Annotated in this window: 10 protein-coding genes; 1 reads left to right on the top strand and 9 read right to left on the bottom strand. The window is 66.0% G+C overall.

Features of this window, described 5'->3' with window-relative positions; translation table 11 throughout:
* Window positions 1-195: 195 nt before the first annotated feature.
* The gene (locus GGQ93_RS10820) at window positions 196-1827 is read right to left on the bottom strand and encodes a family 43 glycosylhydrolase (protein WP_183216946.1); all 1632 of its coding nucleotides are present in this window, start codon (window positions 1825-1827) and stop codon (window positions 196-198) included.
* A 150-nt stretch (window positions 1828-1977) separates the two neighbouring features.
* On the opposite strand from GGQ93_RS10820, the gene GGQ93_RS10825 reads away from it, so the two are divergent.
* On the top strand, window positions 1978-2253 hold the full coding sequence (locus GGQ93_RS10825; RefSeq protein ID WP_152949690.1) for a hypothetical protein: 276 nt from the start codon (window positions 1978-1980) through the stop codon (window positions 2251-2253).
* Between the two features lie 10 nt (window positions 2254-2263).
* On the opposite strand, the gene GGQ93_RS10830 is transcribed toward GGQ93_RS10825, so the two are convergent.
* From GGQ93_RS10830 to GGQ93_RS10865, 8 genes are all read right to left on the bottom strand, one after another.
* Entirely contained in the window at window positions 2264-2407 is a 144-nt protein-coding gene (locus GGQ93_RS10830; protein WP_152949691.1) for a hypothetical protein, read from the bottom strand.
* A 51-nt stretch (window positions 2408-2458) separates the two neighbouring features.
* Window positions 2459-3436, bottom strand: a complete 978-nt coding sequence (locus GGQ93_RS10835) for an NAD-dependent epimerase/dehydratase family protein (protein ID WP_183216948.1) — start codon at window positions 3434-3436, stop codon at window positions 2459-2461.
* Window positions 3433-4755, bottom strand: coding sequence for a UDP-glucose dehydrogenase family protein (locus GGQ93_RS10840; protein ID WP_183216950.1), 1323 nt, complete (start codon window positions 4753-4755; stop codon window positions 3433-3435). The genes GGQ93_RS10835 and GGQ93_RS10840 overlap by 4 nt, the downstream gene beginning before the upstream one ends.
* Window positions 4756-4848: 93 nt before the next feature.
* Entirely contained in the window at window positions 4849-5901 is a 1053-nt protein-coding gene (locus GGQ93_RS10845) for a LacI family DNA-binding transcriptional regulator (protein ID WP_221233667.1), read from the bottom strand.
* Window positions 5902-5966: 65 nt separating this feature from the next.
* Entirely contained in the window at window positions 5967-7517 is a 1551-nt protein-coding gene (locus GGQ93_RS10850) for a tryptophan halogenase family protein (protein WP_183216952.1), read from the bottom strand.
* A gap of 8 nt (window positions 7518-7525) precedes the next feature.
* A complete protein-coding gene (locus GGQ93_RS10855; protein WP_183216954.1) occupies window positions 7526-9055 on the bottom strand; it encodes a tryptophan halogenase family protein in 1530 nt (509 codons plus the stop codon).
* Between the two features lie 71 nt (window positions 9056-9126).
* Window positions 9127-12294 (bottom strand): TonB-dependent receptor, encoded by a 3168-nt coding sequence (locus GGQ93_RS10860; protein ID WP_224764357.1) that lies wholly within the window; start codon window positions 12292-12294, stop codon window positions 9127-9129.
* 48 nt (window positions 12295-12342) lie between these two features.
* Window positions 12343-14589 carry a beta-glucosidase family protein gene (locus GGQ93_RS10865; RefSeq protein ID WP_183216957.1) on the bottom strand — a complete coding sequence of 749 codons (2247 nt, stop codon included), beginning with the start codon at window positions 14587-14589 and terminating at the stop codon, window positions 12343-12345.
* Window positions 14590-14793: the final 204 nt, after the last annotated feature.

Here is a 14793-nt window from a genome sequence, read left to right on the forward strand (position 1 = left end):
GATGCCGACATCCTCTGTCCCCCTCTTGATGAGGGGATCGTCTTGAATTCGTCCGCCCCGCCGTGCGAGGCATGACAATGTCACCGGTGTCATATGGTGAAAATGTGGCGAACGCCAGGGCAAAAATCAGCGTTTGATTGGAAGGGGCCGGGAAAGAACGAGGCGATCCCCGCCCATCGACGCTGCCCGGGCGGCTTAGGCGCCGAGCGCGCGGAAGCGGAAATTCCTGAACCGCGCCTCACCTTCTCCGGCGGCGTAGAGGCCCGGACGCAACATCATGAAGCCGCCCCTAACATTTTGATTATAGCCGGAAACTTCCATGCCTCGATCGAACCGTCGCCAGGTCACGCCGTCGCCGGAGGTGTCGAAATAGAGGTTCTGATAGGCGTTGGTCAGGCGGATGAACATGCGCCGTCCGTGGGGATTGGCCGGGCGGCCGCGTTCGATTCCGTATTGGTGGGTGACATAGCGCTGAGCGTCGAACCCCAGACCGGCGTAAAGGGCGCGATCGTAGAACAGAATCAGCCCCGCCACCGCGCCGGGGTCGATCTCGATTTCGCATTCAATTTCATAAGCTTGCTCGCCTTGGACGAAGGTCAGGGGCGAGCAGTCCGCCGGCGCCCTGCCTTTAGCGCGCATATGAAGCACGCCGCTGTCTCGCCGCAGACGGTCCTTTTCGTTCGGCTGCGGATCATAGAAGCTCCATTGAAGGCCGAACTTGTCGGTTGAGAAATCGTCCGACAGGGCCATGCCGTGGGGTACGGCCTGCCCGCCGCGCGGCTTGGCGATCGGCTGCGACAGATCGCCGCCCCTGGCGCGGAACCAGCCGTCGTCGGTCCATTCGATCGGATCCAGCAGGGTCTGGCGGCCCAGGCTCCAATAGGCGTTCTCATAGCCGTGGTAGACCATCCACCAGTCGCCGGCCGAACCTTCGACCAGGGTGGCGTGACCGCGCGACCACCATTTTTCAGCGCCGGAACGGGTGCGGACGATCGGATTGTGCGGGCAGTCCTCCCACGGGCCATGGATGGACCGGGAACGGGCGGCGATGACCATATGCCCCGTCGGCGGCCCCGCCGTGCCGCCGATGGCGGTGATCATGTAAAAATAGTCGCCGCGCTTCAGAAGTTTGGGGCCTTCCTGGGCGAAGCCTTCGACGATCCAGTCCTCGGGATAGCGCCAGGCGTCATAGACACCCTCCTCCACCGGACCATCGACCGCCAGGCCGTCGTCGGTCAGCCGGACCCGGTCGCCGCCGTTCAGGAACAGATAGCGTTTGCCGTCCTCGCCGACGATATGGCCGGGGTCGATATGGGCGGGCAGCTTCAGGTCGAACGGTGCGCTCCAGGGCCCTTCGATCCGATCGGCCCAGATGACGTAGTTCGACCGGTACTCCGGGAAGCGGGCGGGGATGTAGCAGTAGAATCGCCCCTCTTGTTTGATCAGTTCGGGCGCCCAGACCGAGCCGATATTGGTGGTGAGGGCCGCAGTGACGGGTCGCCAGTTCACCAGGTCGCGCGAATGCCAGATATGGATGCCCGGCACGGATTCGAACGACGAAAAGGTCATGTAATAGTCGTCGCCGTCCTTCAGGATCGACGGGTCCGGGTGGTCGCCGGACAGGATCGGGTTCAGGAACGTCCCGTCGCCCAGATCCGCCATCCGCTGGTTTTCGATCCCGCGACGCCATTTCATGTTCGCCCATTCGCGGCCGAGCGGCGCGGCCTCTTCCAGCGTCTGTGCCAGAACGCTCCGGACCGGCAGGGCGGAGGCGGCGACACCGCCCAGAAGGCCGGTCAGTGCGGCGCGGCGGTCGATGAACCTCATGGGCGTTTCCCTCATCCCTGTTTTGCGGCCAGCTTGTCAGGTTTGTTACCGGTGTCAATTTGCGACCGGAGCCCGACACCCTGACACGATGCAGGAACCGGGGAGGCAGGGTTCGGTTACCTCCTGGTCCCCATTGGATGGAGGTTCGACATGAACAAGGAACAAGAGGCCGAGGCGGCCCTGCCGCCGGGCGTGGCGCGCGGGCGGTCACTGAACACCCCGTCCGAGGCGCTGCAGGAACGGGCCGGCGGCGTCGGTCCGGGCGGCCAGATCGGCCCTGATCCCAATACGCTGGCGGTTCAGAAGACGCCGCACGACCAGCGCCCCGAAGGCGACCTGCCCCAGGGGCCGATCAGCGGCGATCCCAGCACGCCCGTCCCGACCACCGCCAAGGACGAGGCTGTAGATGATCTGAACGAGGGCTGAGCACGCCCGCCTAGATCGGCGGCTGGGTTCGCAGGAAGGCGGTGGCGCCGACGCCGAAGTAGAGCAGGCCGAAGATCAGGGCCAAGACGAGGAGCAGGATGGCGACGCCGCGCTTGCTCTTCAGGATCGGGGGTTTGGGGGCGCGTCTGGGCATGGGTTGAAAACCGCCTTCAGCGCCGTCCGTTCCGGCCTCAGCCCTCGATCTTCAGCCGTTTTCATACCCGCGCCACCAGGCGGCGAACTTCTCAAGCCCCTCTTTCAGAGGCACCCTTGGCCGATAGCCGATCAGGGCGTTCAGCTTGGAGATGTCCGCATAGGTGGCGGTGACATCGCCCGGCTGCATGGGCCGCATGATCTTTCTGGCCTCCGCGCCGATCGCCTCTTCCAGGGTCGAGATCATCTCCATCAGGCCCACCGGCTGGCTGTCGCCGATATTGTACACCTCATGACCGCCCGGCGCGGGCGGATGATCCAAGACCCCGACGATCCCGTCCACGATGTCGTCGATATAGGTGAAGTCGCGGGCCATGCGGCCCTCGCCATAGACTTCGATCGGTTCGCCGCGCGCGATCTTCCGCGTGAAGCTGAAATAGGCCATGTCCGGCCGGCCCCAGGGGCCATAGACTGTGAAGAAGCGCAGACCCGACTGGGGAAAGCCGTACAGTTTGGCGTAGCTCTGGCTCAGCAGTTCGCAGGATCGTTTGGTGGCGGCGTACAAGGAGACCGGCGTCACGGTCGGATCGTCCTCGCGAAAGCCCGAGCCTTCCAGCGGCCGATCGCCATAGACCGAGCTGGACGAGGCGTAGACCAGGTGCTGGACCTCGGCGTGACGGGCCGCCTCCAGGATCGACAGATGCCCCGCCAGATTCGAGCGCTCATAGGCGAAGGGGTTCTCCAGCGAGTAGCGAACCCCGGCCTGGGCGGCGAGATGGACGATCCGCTTGATCCCCTGATCCCGCACCAGGGCCAGCACCTGCTCATGTTCGGCGATGTCGGCCCGAACCAGGCGAAAGCCCTCGCGGGCCTGCAGCCGCGCCGCGCGGGCCTCTTTCAGCGCCGGGTCGTAATAGGTGTTGAAGTTGTCGATCCCCACAACCGTCTCGCCGCGCGCCAGCAATCGCTCGGCCGTGTGCATGCCGATGAAGCCGGCGGCGCCGGTGACGAGGATCGGCCCTTCGCTCATCCGCGGCCGATCCCGGAGTATTTGAACCCACGCCGCGCCATGTCGTCGGGACGATAGATGTTTCTCAGATCAATCAGCACCGGCTGTTTCATCAGCAGCTTGATCCGGTCCAGGTCCAGAGCGCGGAACCGGTCCCATTCGGTCACGATCACGGCGACGTCGCAGCCCTCGACGGCGTCATAGGCGTTGGCCTTCATCTTCACGTCCGGCAGCAGCTTGGCCGCCTCGTGCATGCCTTCGGGGTCGAAGGCCTGGACCTGGGCCCCGGCGGCGATCAGGGCCTGGGCGATGTCCAGACTGGGGGCGTCGCGCATGTCGTCGGTGTTGGGTTTGAAAGTCAGACCCAGCAGGGCCACCGTCTTGCCCGCCACGGCGGCGCCCAGGGTGGTTTCGACCCGCCCGGCCATGGCCTTCTTGCGCGCGTCATTGACCTCGACCGTGGTCTCGATCAGCCGAACCGGTGATTCATATTGCTGGGCCGTGCGGACCAGGGCCAGGGTGTCCTTGGGGAAGCAGGAGCCGCCATAGCCGGGGCCGGCGTGCAGGAATTTCGACCCGATCCGCTTGTCCAGACCGATGCCGCGCGCGACCTGCTGCACGTCGGCGCCCACCGCCTCGCACAGGTCCGCCATCTCGTTGATGAAGGTGATCTTCATCGCCAGGAAGGCGTTGGCGGCGTATTTGATCAGTTCGGACGTGCGCCGGCCGACGAAAAGCAGCGGACTCTCGTTCAGGTTCAGCGGACGGTACAGTTCACTCATCACCGCCTTGGCGCGGGCGCCGGTCTCGCCCTCGATGTCGTTGACGCCGATCACCACCCGGTCGGGGCGTTTGAAGTCGCCGATGGCGGCGCCCTCGCGCAGGAACTCCGGATTGGAGACCACGACGAAGTCCGCGTTCGGATTGGCCTTGCGGATCACCGCCTCGACCTCGTCGCCGGTGCCGACCGGGACGGTGGACTTGGTGACGATCACGGTGAAGCCGTCGATCAGGCCGGCGATTTCCTCAGCCGCCGCATAGACGTAGGACAGGTCCGCATGGCCGTCGCCGCGGCGGGTCGGGGTGCCCACGGCGATGAAGACCGCGTCGGCCCGGCGGATCGCCTCGGCCCCGTCCAGGGTGAAGAACAGCCGACCTTCCTTGACGTTGGCGGCCACCAGATCATCCAGCCCCGGCTCGAAGATCGGAATCTCACCGCGTTCCAGACGCTCGATCTTGGAGGGATCCTTGTCGATACAGGTCACGACGTGGCCGAAATCGGCGAAACAGGCCCCAGACACCAGGCCCACATAGCCGGTGCCGATCATCGCGACGCGCATCCTAACATCCTCAAACGAACAGGAGAGACGGCCCTATATCATGTGATCCGGGCGCTGCTGGACTTATTAAGGCCTCGGCGAAAAGACTGTCGCCTAGCGTGAGCCGCCAGACCGGGGCGGGGCGGTCGAGCCGCGAGGCGCAAAGCCGAAGGCCACCCTGCTTTGGGACGGCAGGTCCGTTTCCCCCGCCTTGAACCGGATCAGCAGGTCGGCGGCGACCGCGCTCATCTCGGCGACGGGCTGGATCACCGCCGTCATGTCGGCGAACCGCGCCAGGGGCGTATTGTCGAAACTGACGACCGACAGGTCCGACGGCGTGGAAAGACCGCGTCGCTGGGCGGTGCGGATCGCCGCCAGGGCCATGCGGTCATTGCTGCAGACGACCGCCGTCGGCGGCGACGGCAGATCGAGCAGGGCGTCCACAGCGGCGACACCCGACTCATAGGAGAAGTCGCCGCGTCCGATCAGGGTCTCGTCCAGCCCATGGGGCGAGGCGCTCATGGCGGCGCGATAGCCGGACAGTCGGGCGTCGCTGACTGCGTATTGCGGGCTGCCGGTGACGAAGCCGACGCGCCTATGGCCGAGGGAGAGAAGATGATCCGTCGCGTGGGCGGCGGCCTCGGCGTCGTCCATCGATACGGCGAAACCGTCGCCCTCGGCGATCGACGCGATCCGCGCAAAGGGCAGGCCCAACTGGCTGAGCAGGCCGGTGATGGCCGGGTTTTCGCTGTGCGGCGGGGTCAGGATGACGCCGTCGGGGTGAAGAGCGGCGAGGGCGGCGCGCACGGCGCGATCCACATGGTCGGAATGGGTGTCGACCAGTTCGAAGATCATCCGATAGCCGTGCGACTCGCACTTCAGCATGCCGCCCATCAGCATCTGGTCGACCCAGTCGGTGCCCTCGCCGGATTTCCAGCCCTCGATGGTCCGGTCTCGGTCGTTCAGCGCCATCAGCAGATAGGAGCGCGAGCCCCCCATGCGCCGCGCCGCCAGACTGGGCACATAGCCCAGCTTGGCCACGGCCGCCCGCACCCGCTCCTGCACCACGGGCCGCACGTTCGGTTCGTTGTTGATGACCCGCGACACCGTCTGCAGGGAAACGCCCGCCTCGGCGGCGACGTGCTTGATGGTGACGGCGCGGCGCAAACTCTGGTTCCTTATCCCCGCCTCATACTGTCAGGCTCGGCGGCGATAAGGCAAGCGCGCCGGCATCAAGCGGGTACGGCGGCCGGGGCGACCGGCGCCAGGTCGACCGGCGGGGCGGGACAGTTGTCCTGCAGAAACTGCTGATGCGACGGCAGGTCCTTGACGAAGGCGTTCAGAATATCGGCGGCCCGGTCCATCTCGGCGGTCAGGCCGGCGAAGTCGATCCGGTCGACCAGCGGCGGATAGGAGCGGGGCGTCACCCCCATGCCGTCCATCACCGCGTACCAGCTGACATTGCGGAACAGGGGGTCCAGCGCCTCGACCAGGCTGCCGTTGGCGCGGAAGACGTCCAGCTTGTGCTGCAACCCCTCGGGCAGGGCCATGTCGCGGCATGCCCGCCAGAAGGGCGTGTCGTCCCGCCTCGTCAGGGCGTAGTGCAGGATGATGAAGTCGCGAATCTCCTCGTAGTCCACGGTCATCCGCCGATTGTATTCGGTCGCCAGTTTCGGATCGCAATCCAGGTCCGGCATCAGGCGGAAGAAGAAGTCCATCCCGCGATAGATCAGGTGGATGGCCGTCGATTCCAGCGGCTCGATGAAGCCGCTGGCCAGACCCAGGGACAGGACGTTCCTGTCCCAGATCTTCTCCCGCACCCCGGTCTTGAACGGCACCACCATCGGATTGACCACCGGCCGGCCCTCGACCTGGGCCAGCAGGCGCGCCGTCGCCTCGTCGTCGGACATGTAGCGGCTGCAGAAGACATGGCCGTTGCCGGTCCGGTGCTGCAGCGGGATGCGCCAGCGCCAGCCGCAGTCCTGCGCCTGGGCCAGGGTATAGGGTTTGGGCGCCCCGACATTCTCGGTCTGGACCGCGATGGCCCGGTCGCACATCAGCCATTCGGACCAGTCCGTGTATCCGACGCCCAATGTCTTGCCGATCAGCAGGGCGCGGAAGCCGGTGCAGTCGATGAAGAAGTCCGCCTCGACCGTCTGGCCCGATTTCAGCTTCAGCCCGCTGACGAAGCCGTCGGGCCGCGTCATCACCTCCTCGACGATGCCCTCGGTCCGCTTCACCCCCCGCGCTTCGGCGAAGTCGCGCAGATAGCGGGCCACCCGCTTCGCATCCACATGGACGGCGTAGGAGGCCCCGCCGATAGGGCTGCGCTGGGCTTTGAACGGCAGCATGAACCTTTCGTGGGCCGCCATCCGCGCCGCAGAGGCGAAGTCCATCAGCGGGCGCTGATAGCCGTTCATCCGCGCCTTCAGCCAGACCGGATAGAAGTCGCTGACGTCCACCGGCACGCCGATGGCGCCGAACGGGTGGAAATAGCTTTCGCCCTTCTCGGTCCAGTCGTCGAACTGGATGCCCAGTTTGAAACTGGCCTGGGTCTGTTGGATGAAGTCCTGCTCGTTGATCCCCAGCTTCTTCAGCATTTCCAGGAAGGGGGGCACGGTGGATTCGCCGACCCCGATCGTGCCGATGTCGTCGGACTCGACCAACTCGACCTCGGTTATCCGGCCCTTGAAATGCTCGGCCATCAGGGCGGCGGCGATCCAGCCGGCGGTCCCGCCGCCGACGATGCAGATCTTCTTCAGGGGACGGCGGGGTTGGTCCATCTCGGGTCTCATGCGGCTGAGGCGGCGGGATCGAGACCCGCCAGGAATTGGGCGTGATCGGGGGTCCGAGCGACGAAGTCGGCAATATTGGTCCGCATCTCGGCCAGGCTGCGCGCCAGATAGGCCGGGTCCATGGCGTCGACGGCGGGGTCGTAATGGTCGGGATACAGGCCGAAGCCGTCATAGATGGCCAGCCAGCTGGCCGGGTGGAACATCTCCCACCGATAGCGGACGAACTGGCCCCGCGCGGTCCACAGGGCGAGCTTGCGCTCCAGCGTCTCGGGGATGGCCATCTCCCGGCAGTCGCGCCAGAAGTCGGTGTCGGTCCGCCGGTTCAGCTTGTAGTGCAGGATGATGAAGTCCCGCACTCGCTCCATCTCCCGCGCGGTCTGGTCGTTGAACTCGTCCAGGATCGGCTGGGCGAAGCGGCGGTCTGGGAACAGGGCCTTCAGTCGCTCGATGCCCGTCTCGATCAGGGCGATACTGGTGCTCTCCAGCGGCTCCAGGAAGCCGGACGACAGGCCGATGGCGACGCAGTTCTTGGCCCAGGCCTGCGACCGCCGGCCGGGGCGGAAGGGAATGCGACGCGGCTCCGTCAGCGGATCGCCCAGCAGATGGGGCATAAGCTCGGCCAGGGCCTGATCGTCGCTCAGATGGGCGCTGGAAAAGACCAGGCCGTTGCCGGCCCTGTGGCGCAGCGGAATCCCCCATTGCCATCCGGCCGACCGGGCAGTGACGCGGGTGAAGGGGGCGGGGGCGTCGCCTGGGCGGTTGGCGCTCTGCACCGCATAGGCGGCGTCGCAAGGCAGCCAGCGGCCCCAGTCCTCGAACCCGACGCCCAGGGCCTCGCCGATCACCAGCCCCTTGAAGCCCGAGCAATCGACGAACAGATCGCCTTCGACCTCGCGCCCGTCGTCCAGGGTCAGGGCGCGCACGAAACCGTCCTCGGGCCGCAGTTCGACCGAGCGGATGCGGGCGTCGATCCGGGCGCAGCCCCCGGCCTCGGCATAGGCGCGCAGATGTTGGGCGAACAGGCCGGCGTCCAGATGAAGCGCCCAGTCGAACACCGACAGCTGGGACGGCGGATTGGGCGAGGGCTGGATGAACTTGCCCCCGGCGGCCAGGGACGCGCCCAAGGAATAGGCCGCCAGCGGCGCGGGGTCGCCCGCGCGCTTCTGCTTCAGCCAGTAATGATGAAAACCGATCCCCTTCACGTCCTGCCCGTACAGGCCGAAGGGATGGATGAAGTCCGAGCCCGGCCCGGACCAGTCGATGAAGCGGATCCCCAGTTTGCAGGTCGCCTGGGTGGCCCGCATCACGTCGTCGTCGCGCAGACCCAGCTGCCCATAGAACCGACGGATGGTGGGAATGGTCGCCTCGCCCACGCCGATCGTGCCGATGTCGGAGGACTCGACCACGGTGATCTTCAGCGGTGTGCTGCGGAAATGCTGGACCAGGGCCGCAGCCGTCATCCAGCCGGCGGTGCCGCCGCCCACGATGACGACGGAACGGATGCGAGGATCGTCGATCTCATCCATGGCCTGATCCCAATACGCGAAAAAAGAGGCCGGCGACACGAATGCCGCCGGCCAGTCTGCTCAGGAAGAGATCAGAAGCGAGCGCGCACGCCGATGGTATAGCGCGGCTCGAACTCGTTGCGCGCCTGGAACTGTTGCGCGCCGTCCTTGAACTCGAGGTAGTATTCCTCAATCTCGCCCAGGACGTTCGAGCCGTTGGCGTAGACCGTGACCATGTCATTGACGTCATAGGTCACGTTGACGTCCACGTATTGCGACGTGTCCTGGTAGATCGGGATGGCCACGGGTTGGCCGTCACGTGTCGTTCCCATGGTGCTGTTCAGCCGCGGCGTCCGATAGTTCCACGCGACACGTGCCTGCAGCTTTTCACCCTGATACCAAACGGCCGCGTTCAGTGACTGCTCGGAGTTGTCCTGGAACGGCAGTTCGCTGCCGTCTAGAGCTAGGTCATTGGAGGTGCTGTCCGAATAGGTATAGCTGCCGTCGAAGCCGAAATCGGACCAGAACGGCGTGTCGATGAAGTCTGAGAGGCCAATTTTCGCCCCCAGTTCAATACCCTGCAACTCCCCGCCTTCACCCTGGATCGGGCGGTTCACATCCACGCATCGGCGAATAACGCCGTCGCCGTCGGGGTATTCGGCACCACAGGCGACGGTGCCACGGCGGACAAAGCTTTCGATGTCCAGGCGGAAGATCGCCGCGTTAAACATCGTCGCGGGCCCGTGGTAATACTCCAGGGCTAGGTCGTAGTTCGTGGACCGCCAGGGGTTGAGCTCCACGGTTCCGCCCAGGGTCGCGCCCGTGACGCGGCGAACGCCGACGGGAGGACGGGTGGGATCGGGGGCCTCGCCCGGTTGGAGTTCAGGTGTATCAGCCGTCGAAATCGTGACGCCCCCGCCGTAGTTGCCAAGATCCAACGGGATCATGGTCTTGGCGTAGGCGGCACGCAGCTTCAGCTTGTCGGTGAAATCATAAGTCAGGTTCGCCGTCGGCAGCCAGTCGTCGTAGCTGCGGCTGGAGATGCTGTCGCCGACGTCGTTGTTGGTGTCGCCATAGGCGCGGGTTTCGCCTGTGAGGTTCTGACGCGCCCGCAGTTCCGTCCGGACATAGCGGACACCGACATCACCGTGGAGCTGCCCGAACTCGATGGCGCCGTTCAGATAGGCGCTGTCTTCGTAGAGATCGACGTCATAGGAGTTGCCGGGGATGATGACGTCATAGGCGTTGCCGAACACTCGCTCCTGGAAGGCGCGGGGATCGTCGAAGTCGCGCGGGTCGGCCACCCACACGCCCGGAATGCCTGAGGCGACCGAACCGAAGTCGGTCAGGAAATAGGTGTTGTTGTTCTCGCGCAGCAGCGTCGGGCGATTGACCGTATAGCCCTGGAAACAGGTCGGGGCGTTGGCGACCACGCCGTTGGAGCAGGAGCTCGGCGTCGCAGCCACCGGAAGCGCGGCGTTGAAGCCGGGGTTTGAGACGAACTCGCCGGACCGGCATTGCGTCTGGTCCATCACGACGTCGATGGCCTTCCACTGGGCTGAGCAGCCCGCCGGATTGCCGGCGCCTTGTCCGGCGTAGAAGTCCGAGAACAGGTGGAAGCTGGTGATCGACACCTCGCGGGCGCTGTGGCGGACGCCGGCGTCGACACGGGTCAGGAAACCGAAGGCCGGCGTCTCCTGGAACTCGTAGGACCCATCGAACCGAACGACAGTCAGATCGGAACTGTTGCGCTGGTTGCCTTCAGAGGAATAGGCGCCGACCGTATAGGAGTCCAGGTTCGCCATATATTGGCTGAGCGGCACATTGCCGAGGCCGCCCACGATGTTGTTCTCAAAGCCGCTCCAAGCCAGCTTCGAGCCGCCGGTGTCGATGTGCAGTTGAGGGTCGGCCCCATAGCCGAACGGGTTGGGGCTGATGTAGCGACCGCCCTGGCTGCCGACGACGTTGTTGGAATAGCGCGACGACGGGTACATGGCCGCGATGGACGCCGGGTAGAAGGTGCCGCGGGTGCGGTCGGCCGCTTGGCGGAACAGGGTGAAGGCGCGGTCCGATCCGTATTCCCAGTTGGACAGGTCGCCTTGGACCTGACCGTTCATGCTGAGCAGCGAGGCTTCGGCCTTGATCGCCCGCGCATTGAAGGTGAAGGGACCGCCCTTGTCGTAGTCCAGCTCCAGGTTGAAGTTCTTGGACTCATTGTTGGTGACGCGGTTGACGGTGAAGGAGTTCACCCACCAAGCGTCGACGTCGTATTCCTCGACATCCAACCAACCCAGGCCGGTGTCGGTCGATTCGGTCGGGGTCAGCCAGCCCAGGCCGCTCCAGCGGTTGGAGACGTTCAGGCCTGCGGCGCGGTTATACTCATCCTGCTTGGTGTAGAAGGCTTCGGCCGTCAGGCGAATGCCGTCTTCGATGTCGAGTTGGAATGCGGCATTCAGACCGACCCGTTCCCGCTCGACCACGCGGTTGAACATTTCATAGCCGTGGGGCGCGAACCAGGCGTTGCCCGAGCCGCCCCAGTCGTTGCTGCCGAACAGGCTGCCGGCTGAACCGGCGTAGTTATTGCCCAGGTTCGAATTGCTGAGCACGCCCGAGACCATGACGCCCATTCGATCACCGCGCCAGTTCAGCAGGCCGTTGATCAGATAGTCGTCCTGGCGGGTCCGTTCGCCCGTCTGGTATTCGGCGGCGCCGGTGACGGTCGTGCCGTAGCTGAAGTCCATCGGACGACGGGTGCGCAGATCGATGGTGCCGGAAATGCCCGACAGGGCGTTCGACACGTCCTGCGACTTGAACACGACGATCGAGCTCATCAGTTGCGACGGCACGTCGTTCAGGTTCGGCTGGGCGCCGCCCAGGTTGCCGGGGCTCAGATACTGTTCCCCGTTCAGCAGGGTCACGACTTGCGGCAAGCCGCGAATGTTGACGGTCGAGCCTTCGCCGGCGGAGCGTCGGATCTGGATGCCCGCGATGCGTTGCAGGGCGTCGGCGACGGTGACGTCGGGCAGTTTGCCGATGTCTTCGGCCGAGATCGCATCGACAAGGGCGGTTTCATTGCGCTTGACGTTGATCGACTGGGTCTGCGACGCGCGGATGCCGGTCACGACGATTTCGCCGACCTCGGTCGGTTCCTGCGTCGCCGCCGGTTCAGCGGTCTGGGCCCCCGTTTGGGCGTAGGCCGGCGCGACCAGCGCCGAACTCGCCAGCAAGGCCGCAACCATGGGTCTTTTGTGGATTCTCATCTCTTTCTCCCTCCTCGGTGGCGCCGCGTTTTGTTGTGCGGCATTGGTTCAAGGTTTGATGGTCGACCCTGAAAGCGTGGTCGTCGCGCTCAACCCCGGCTCGGCGGCGTCGCGGGCGACGGTGATGCGGTAATCGCCCGGCGTGATGCGCCAGCCGGGCAGGGCGGTGTCGTATTCGGCCAGGATGCGGGGCTCGGCCGTCAGGGTGACGCGGCGCGTCTCGCCCGGCGCCAGGTTCACCCGCGCAAAGGCGGCCAGACGGCGGGGCCGATCGCCCGAAGCGACATAGAGTTGCGCAACCTCGGCGCCGGCTCGCGCGCCGGTATTGGTCACATCGACGCTGACGCTGAGCTTGTCTGCGCTGGACGCCGCCAGGTTGGAATAGGCGAAGCTGGTGTAGCTGAGACCATATCCGAACGGGAACAGGGGCGTCTTGCCCTCGCGTTCGTACCAGCGGTAACCGACGTCTGAGCCTTCCGGATAATCCACCGCGAAGCCCTGGATTTCGCCGGCCTGGGGTGCGCCGGGATTGGCGGCGGCTGCGGCCTCGGCGCTCTTCAGCGCCTCGAGGCCCGGCGGCGTCGGGCGCGACGCCTGATCCGCCGAGGCGGGGAAGGTGATCGGCAGACGGCCCGACGGATTGACCTCGCCGAACAGGATGCGGGCGACGGCCTCGCCGCCGCGCTGGCCGGGATACCAGGCCTGGATCACAGCCGGGGTCTTCTCCAGCCAGGGCATCAGCACCGGCCCGCCGGTCTCCAGCACCACTACGGTCTTGTCGTTGGCGGCGGCGACCGCCTCGATCAGGGCGTCCTGATCGTCGGGCAGGGACAGGGTCTCGACGTCCTGGGCCTCGGTGGTCCACTGGCTCGCAAAGACGACGGCGACGTCCGCCGCTCGCGCCGCAGCAGCCGCAGCCGCCGGATCCTTGCCGTCGACATAGGTCACGGTCGCCTCCGGCGCGATCGCCCGAATGGCGTTCAGCGGTGAGGACGCATGCCAAGTGATCCGCGCGAACGAGGCTGCGGCCCCCGAGGTCAGGGGAATCTCGACCGGCGCCCCGCCGACCGACCGCACCTGGGACGATCCGCCGCCCGACAGGACGCCGACGTCGGCATGGCCGCCGATCAGCACGATCCGCTTCGCCGTCCTGCCCAGGGGCAGGACCCCGCCCTCGTTCTTCAGCAGGACGATCCCGGCCTCGGCCGCGCGCTGGGCGACCTCGGCGTTCCGGGCGTAGTCGATCGGCTGTTCGGTCGTGACCACGGGCGCGTCCAGCACCCCGGTCCGGATCAGGCCGACCAGAATTCGACGCACCATGTCGTCCAGCCGCGCCTGCGGGATACGCCCGGCCTCCAGGGCCTCGCGGAACGGCGCGTCGAAATAGAGGGCGCGGTCCAGCTCCTGGCCCGAGGCCTGGTCCAGGCCCGCCAGCGCGGCCTTCTCGGTCGAATGGACCGCGCCCCAGTCCGACATGACCCAGCCGTCATAGGCCCAGTCGCGCTTCAGAACCTGGTTCAGCAGGACGTCGTTCTCGCAGGCCCAGTCGCCGTTGACCTTGTTGTAGGCGCACATGACCGAGCCGGGATTTCCCCGCTCGATGGCGATCTGGAAGGCCAAGAGGTCGCTTTCGCGCAGGGACGCCTCGTCCAGCCGCGCATCCATGATCATCCGCCCGGTCTCTTGCGCGTTGAAGGCGAAATGCTTGATAGTCGAAACGATCCTGTTCGACTGGACGCCGCGGATATGCTCCCCGGCCATGACCCCGGCCAGCAGAGGATCCTCGCCCAGATATTCGAAATTCCGTCCGGCCCACGGATCGCGCGTCAGGTTCACCCCGCCGGCCAGCAGGATGTTGAACCGCTTGGCCCTCGCCTCCGAGCCGATCATGGCCCCGCCGGCGTAGGCGATCTCGGGATCGAAGGTGGCGGCGGTCGCCAGGCTGGAGGGCAGGGCGGTGGCGACGTCGCCCTTGCGCTGCTCGACCTGGTTGGCGACGCCCAGGCTGGCGTCGCTTTCGCGCAGATTGGGTATGCCCAGGCGGGGAATTCCCGGGATGTGGCCGGCCGAGGGAATCATGTCGGCGACTGGGGCGCCCGGCGTCCGCGCCGCCATGGGCGGGAAATAGCCGTGGATCAGCTGAAGCTTTTCGTCCTGCGTCATTCGCGCCAGCAGGGCGTCGGCGCGCGATTGGGCGGCGGCCGTCTCCGTCTGGGGCGCAGACTGCGCCGGCTGCGCGAGTGCGCCGGCGGGCGTCACGCCCACGGCGAAGGCCAGGGCGAGACGGCTGATCATCAAGGACTTGGAAAACTTCAAGAGACGCCCCGAACCGATTGCGCGACGGCGACCGCCGTCAGGACAAGAGTTGGGATGCGCCGCACAGGATCGATGATGGCGGCGGGCAGCCGACAGCATCGCCTGCTGTCGCAGGCTTTTCGATCCTGTTTGCGGATAGCGTCTTCGACGCCGAGGTTCGACGACCTGGAGAGGCCGTCAACT

The sequence above is a fragment of the Brevundimonas aurantiaca genome, from assembly GCF_014199955.1.
GTDB classification, from domain to species: Bacteria; Pseudomonadota; Alphaproteobacteria; order Caulobacterales; family Caulobacteraceae; genus Brevundimonas; species Brevundimonas aurantiaca.

Coding starts and splice junctions, on each gene's coding strand:
- GGQ93_RS10855 (WP_183216954.1), bottom strand. CDS start 9,055: ATGGATGAGATCGACGATCCTCGCATCCGTTCCGTCGTCATCGTGGGC.
- GGQ93_RS10825 (WP_152949690.1), top strand. CDS start 1,978: ATGAACAAGGAACAAGAGGCCGAGGCGGCCCTGCCGCCGGGCGTGGCG.
- GGQ93_RS10820 (WP_183216946.1), bottom strand. CDS start 1,827: ATGAGGTTCATCGACCGCCGCGCCGCACTGACCGGCCTTCTGGGCGGT.
- GGQ93_RS10840 (WP_183216950.1), bottom strand. CDS start 4,755: ATGCGCGTCGCGATGATCGGCACCGGCTATGTGGGCCTGGTGTCTGGG.
- GGQ93_RS10830 (WP_152949691.1), bottom strand. CDS start 2,407: ATGCCCAGACGCGCCCCCAAACCCCCGATCCTGAAGAGCAAGCGCGGC.
- GGQ93_RS10850 (WP_183216952.1), bottom strand. CDS start 7,517: ATGGACCAACCCCGCCGTCCCCTGAAGAAGATCTGCATCGTCGGCGGC.
- GGQ93_RS10835 (WP_183216948.1), bottom strand. CDS start 3,436: ATGAGCGAAGGGCCGATCCTCGTCACCGGCGCCGCCGGCTTCATCGGC.
- GGQ93_RS10865 (WP_183216957.1), bottom strand. CDS start 14,589: ATGATCAGCCGTCTCGCCCTGGCCTTCGCCGTGGGCGTGACGCCCGCC.
- GGQ93_RS10860 (WP_224764357.1), bottom strand. CDS start 12,294: ATGAGAATCCACAAAAGACCCATGGTTGCGGCCTTGCTGGCGAGTTCG.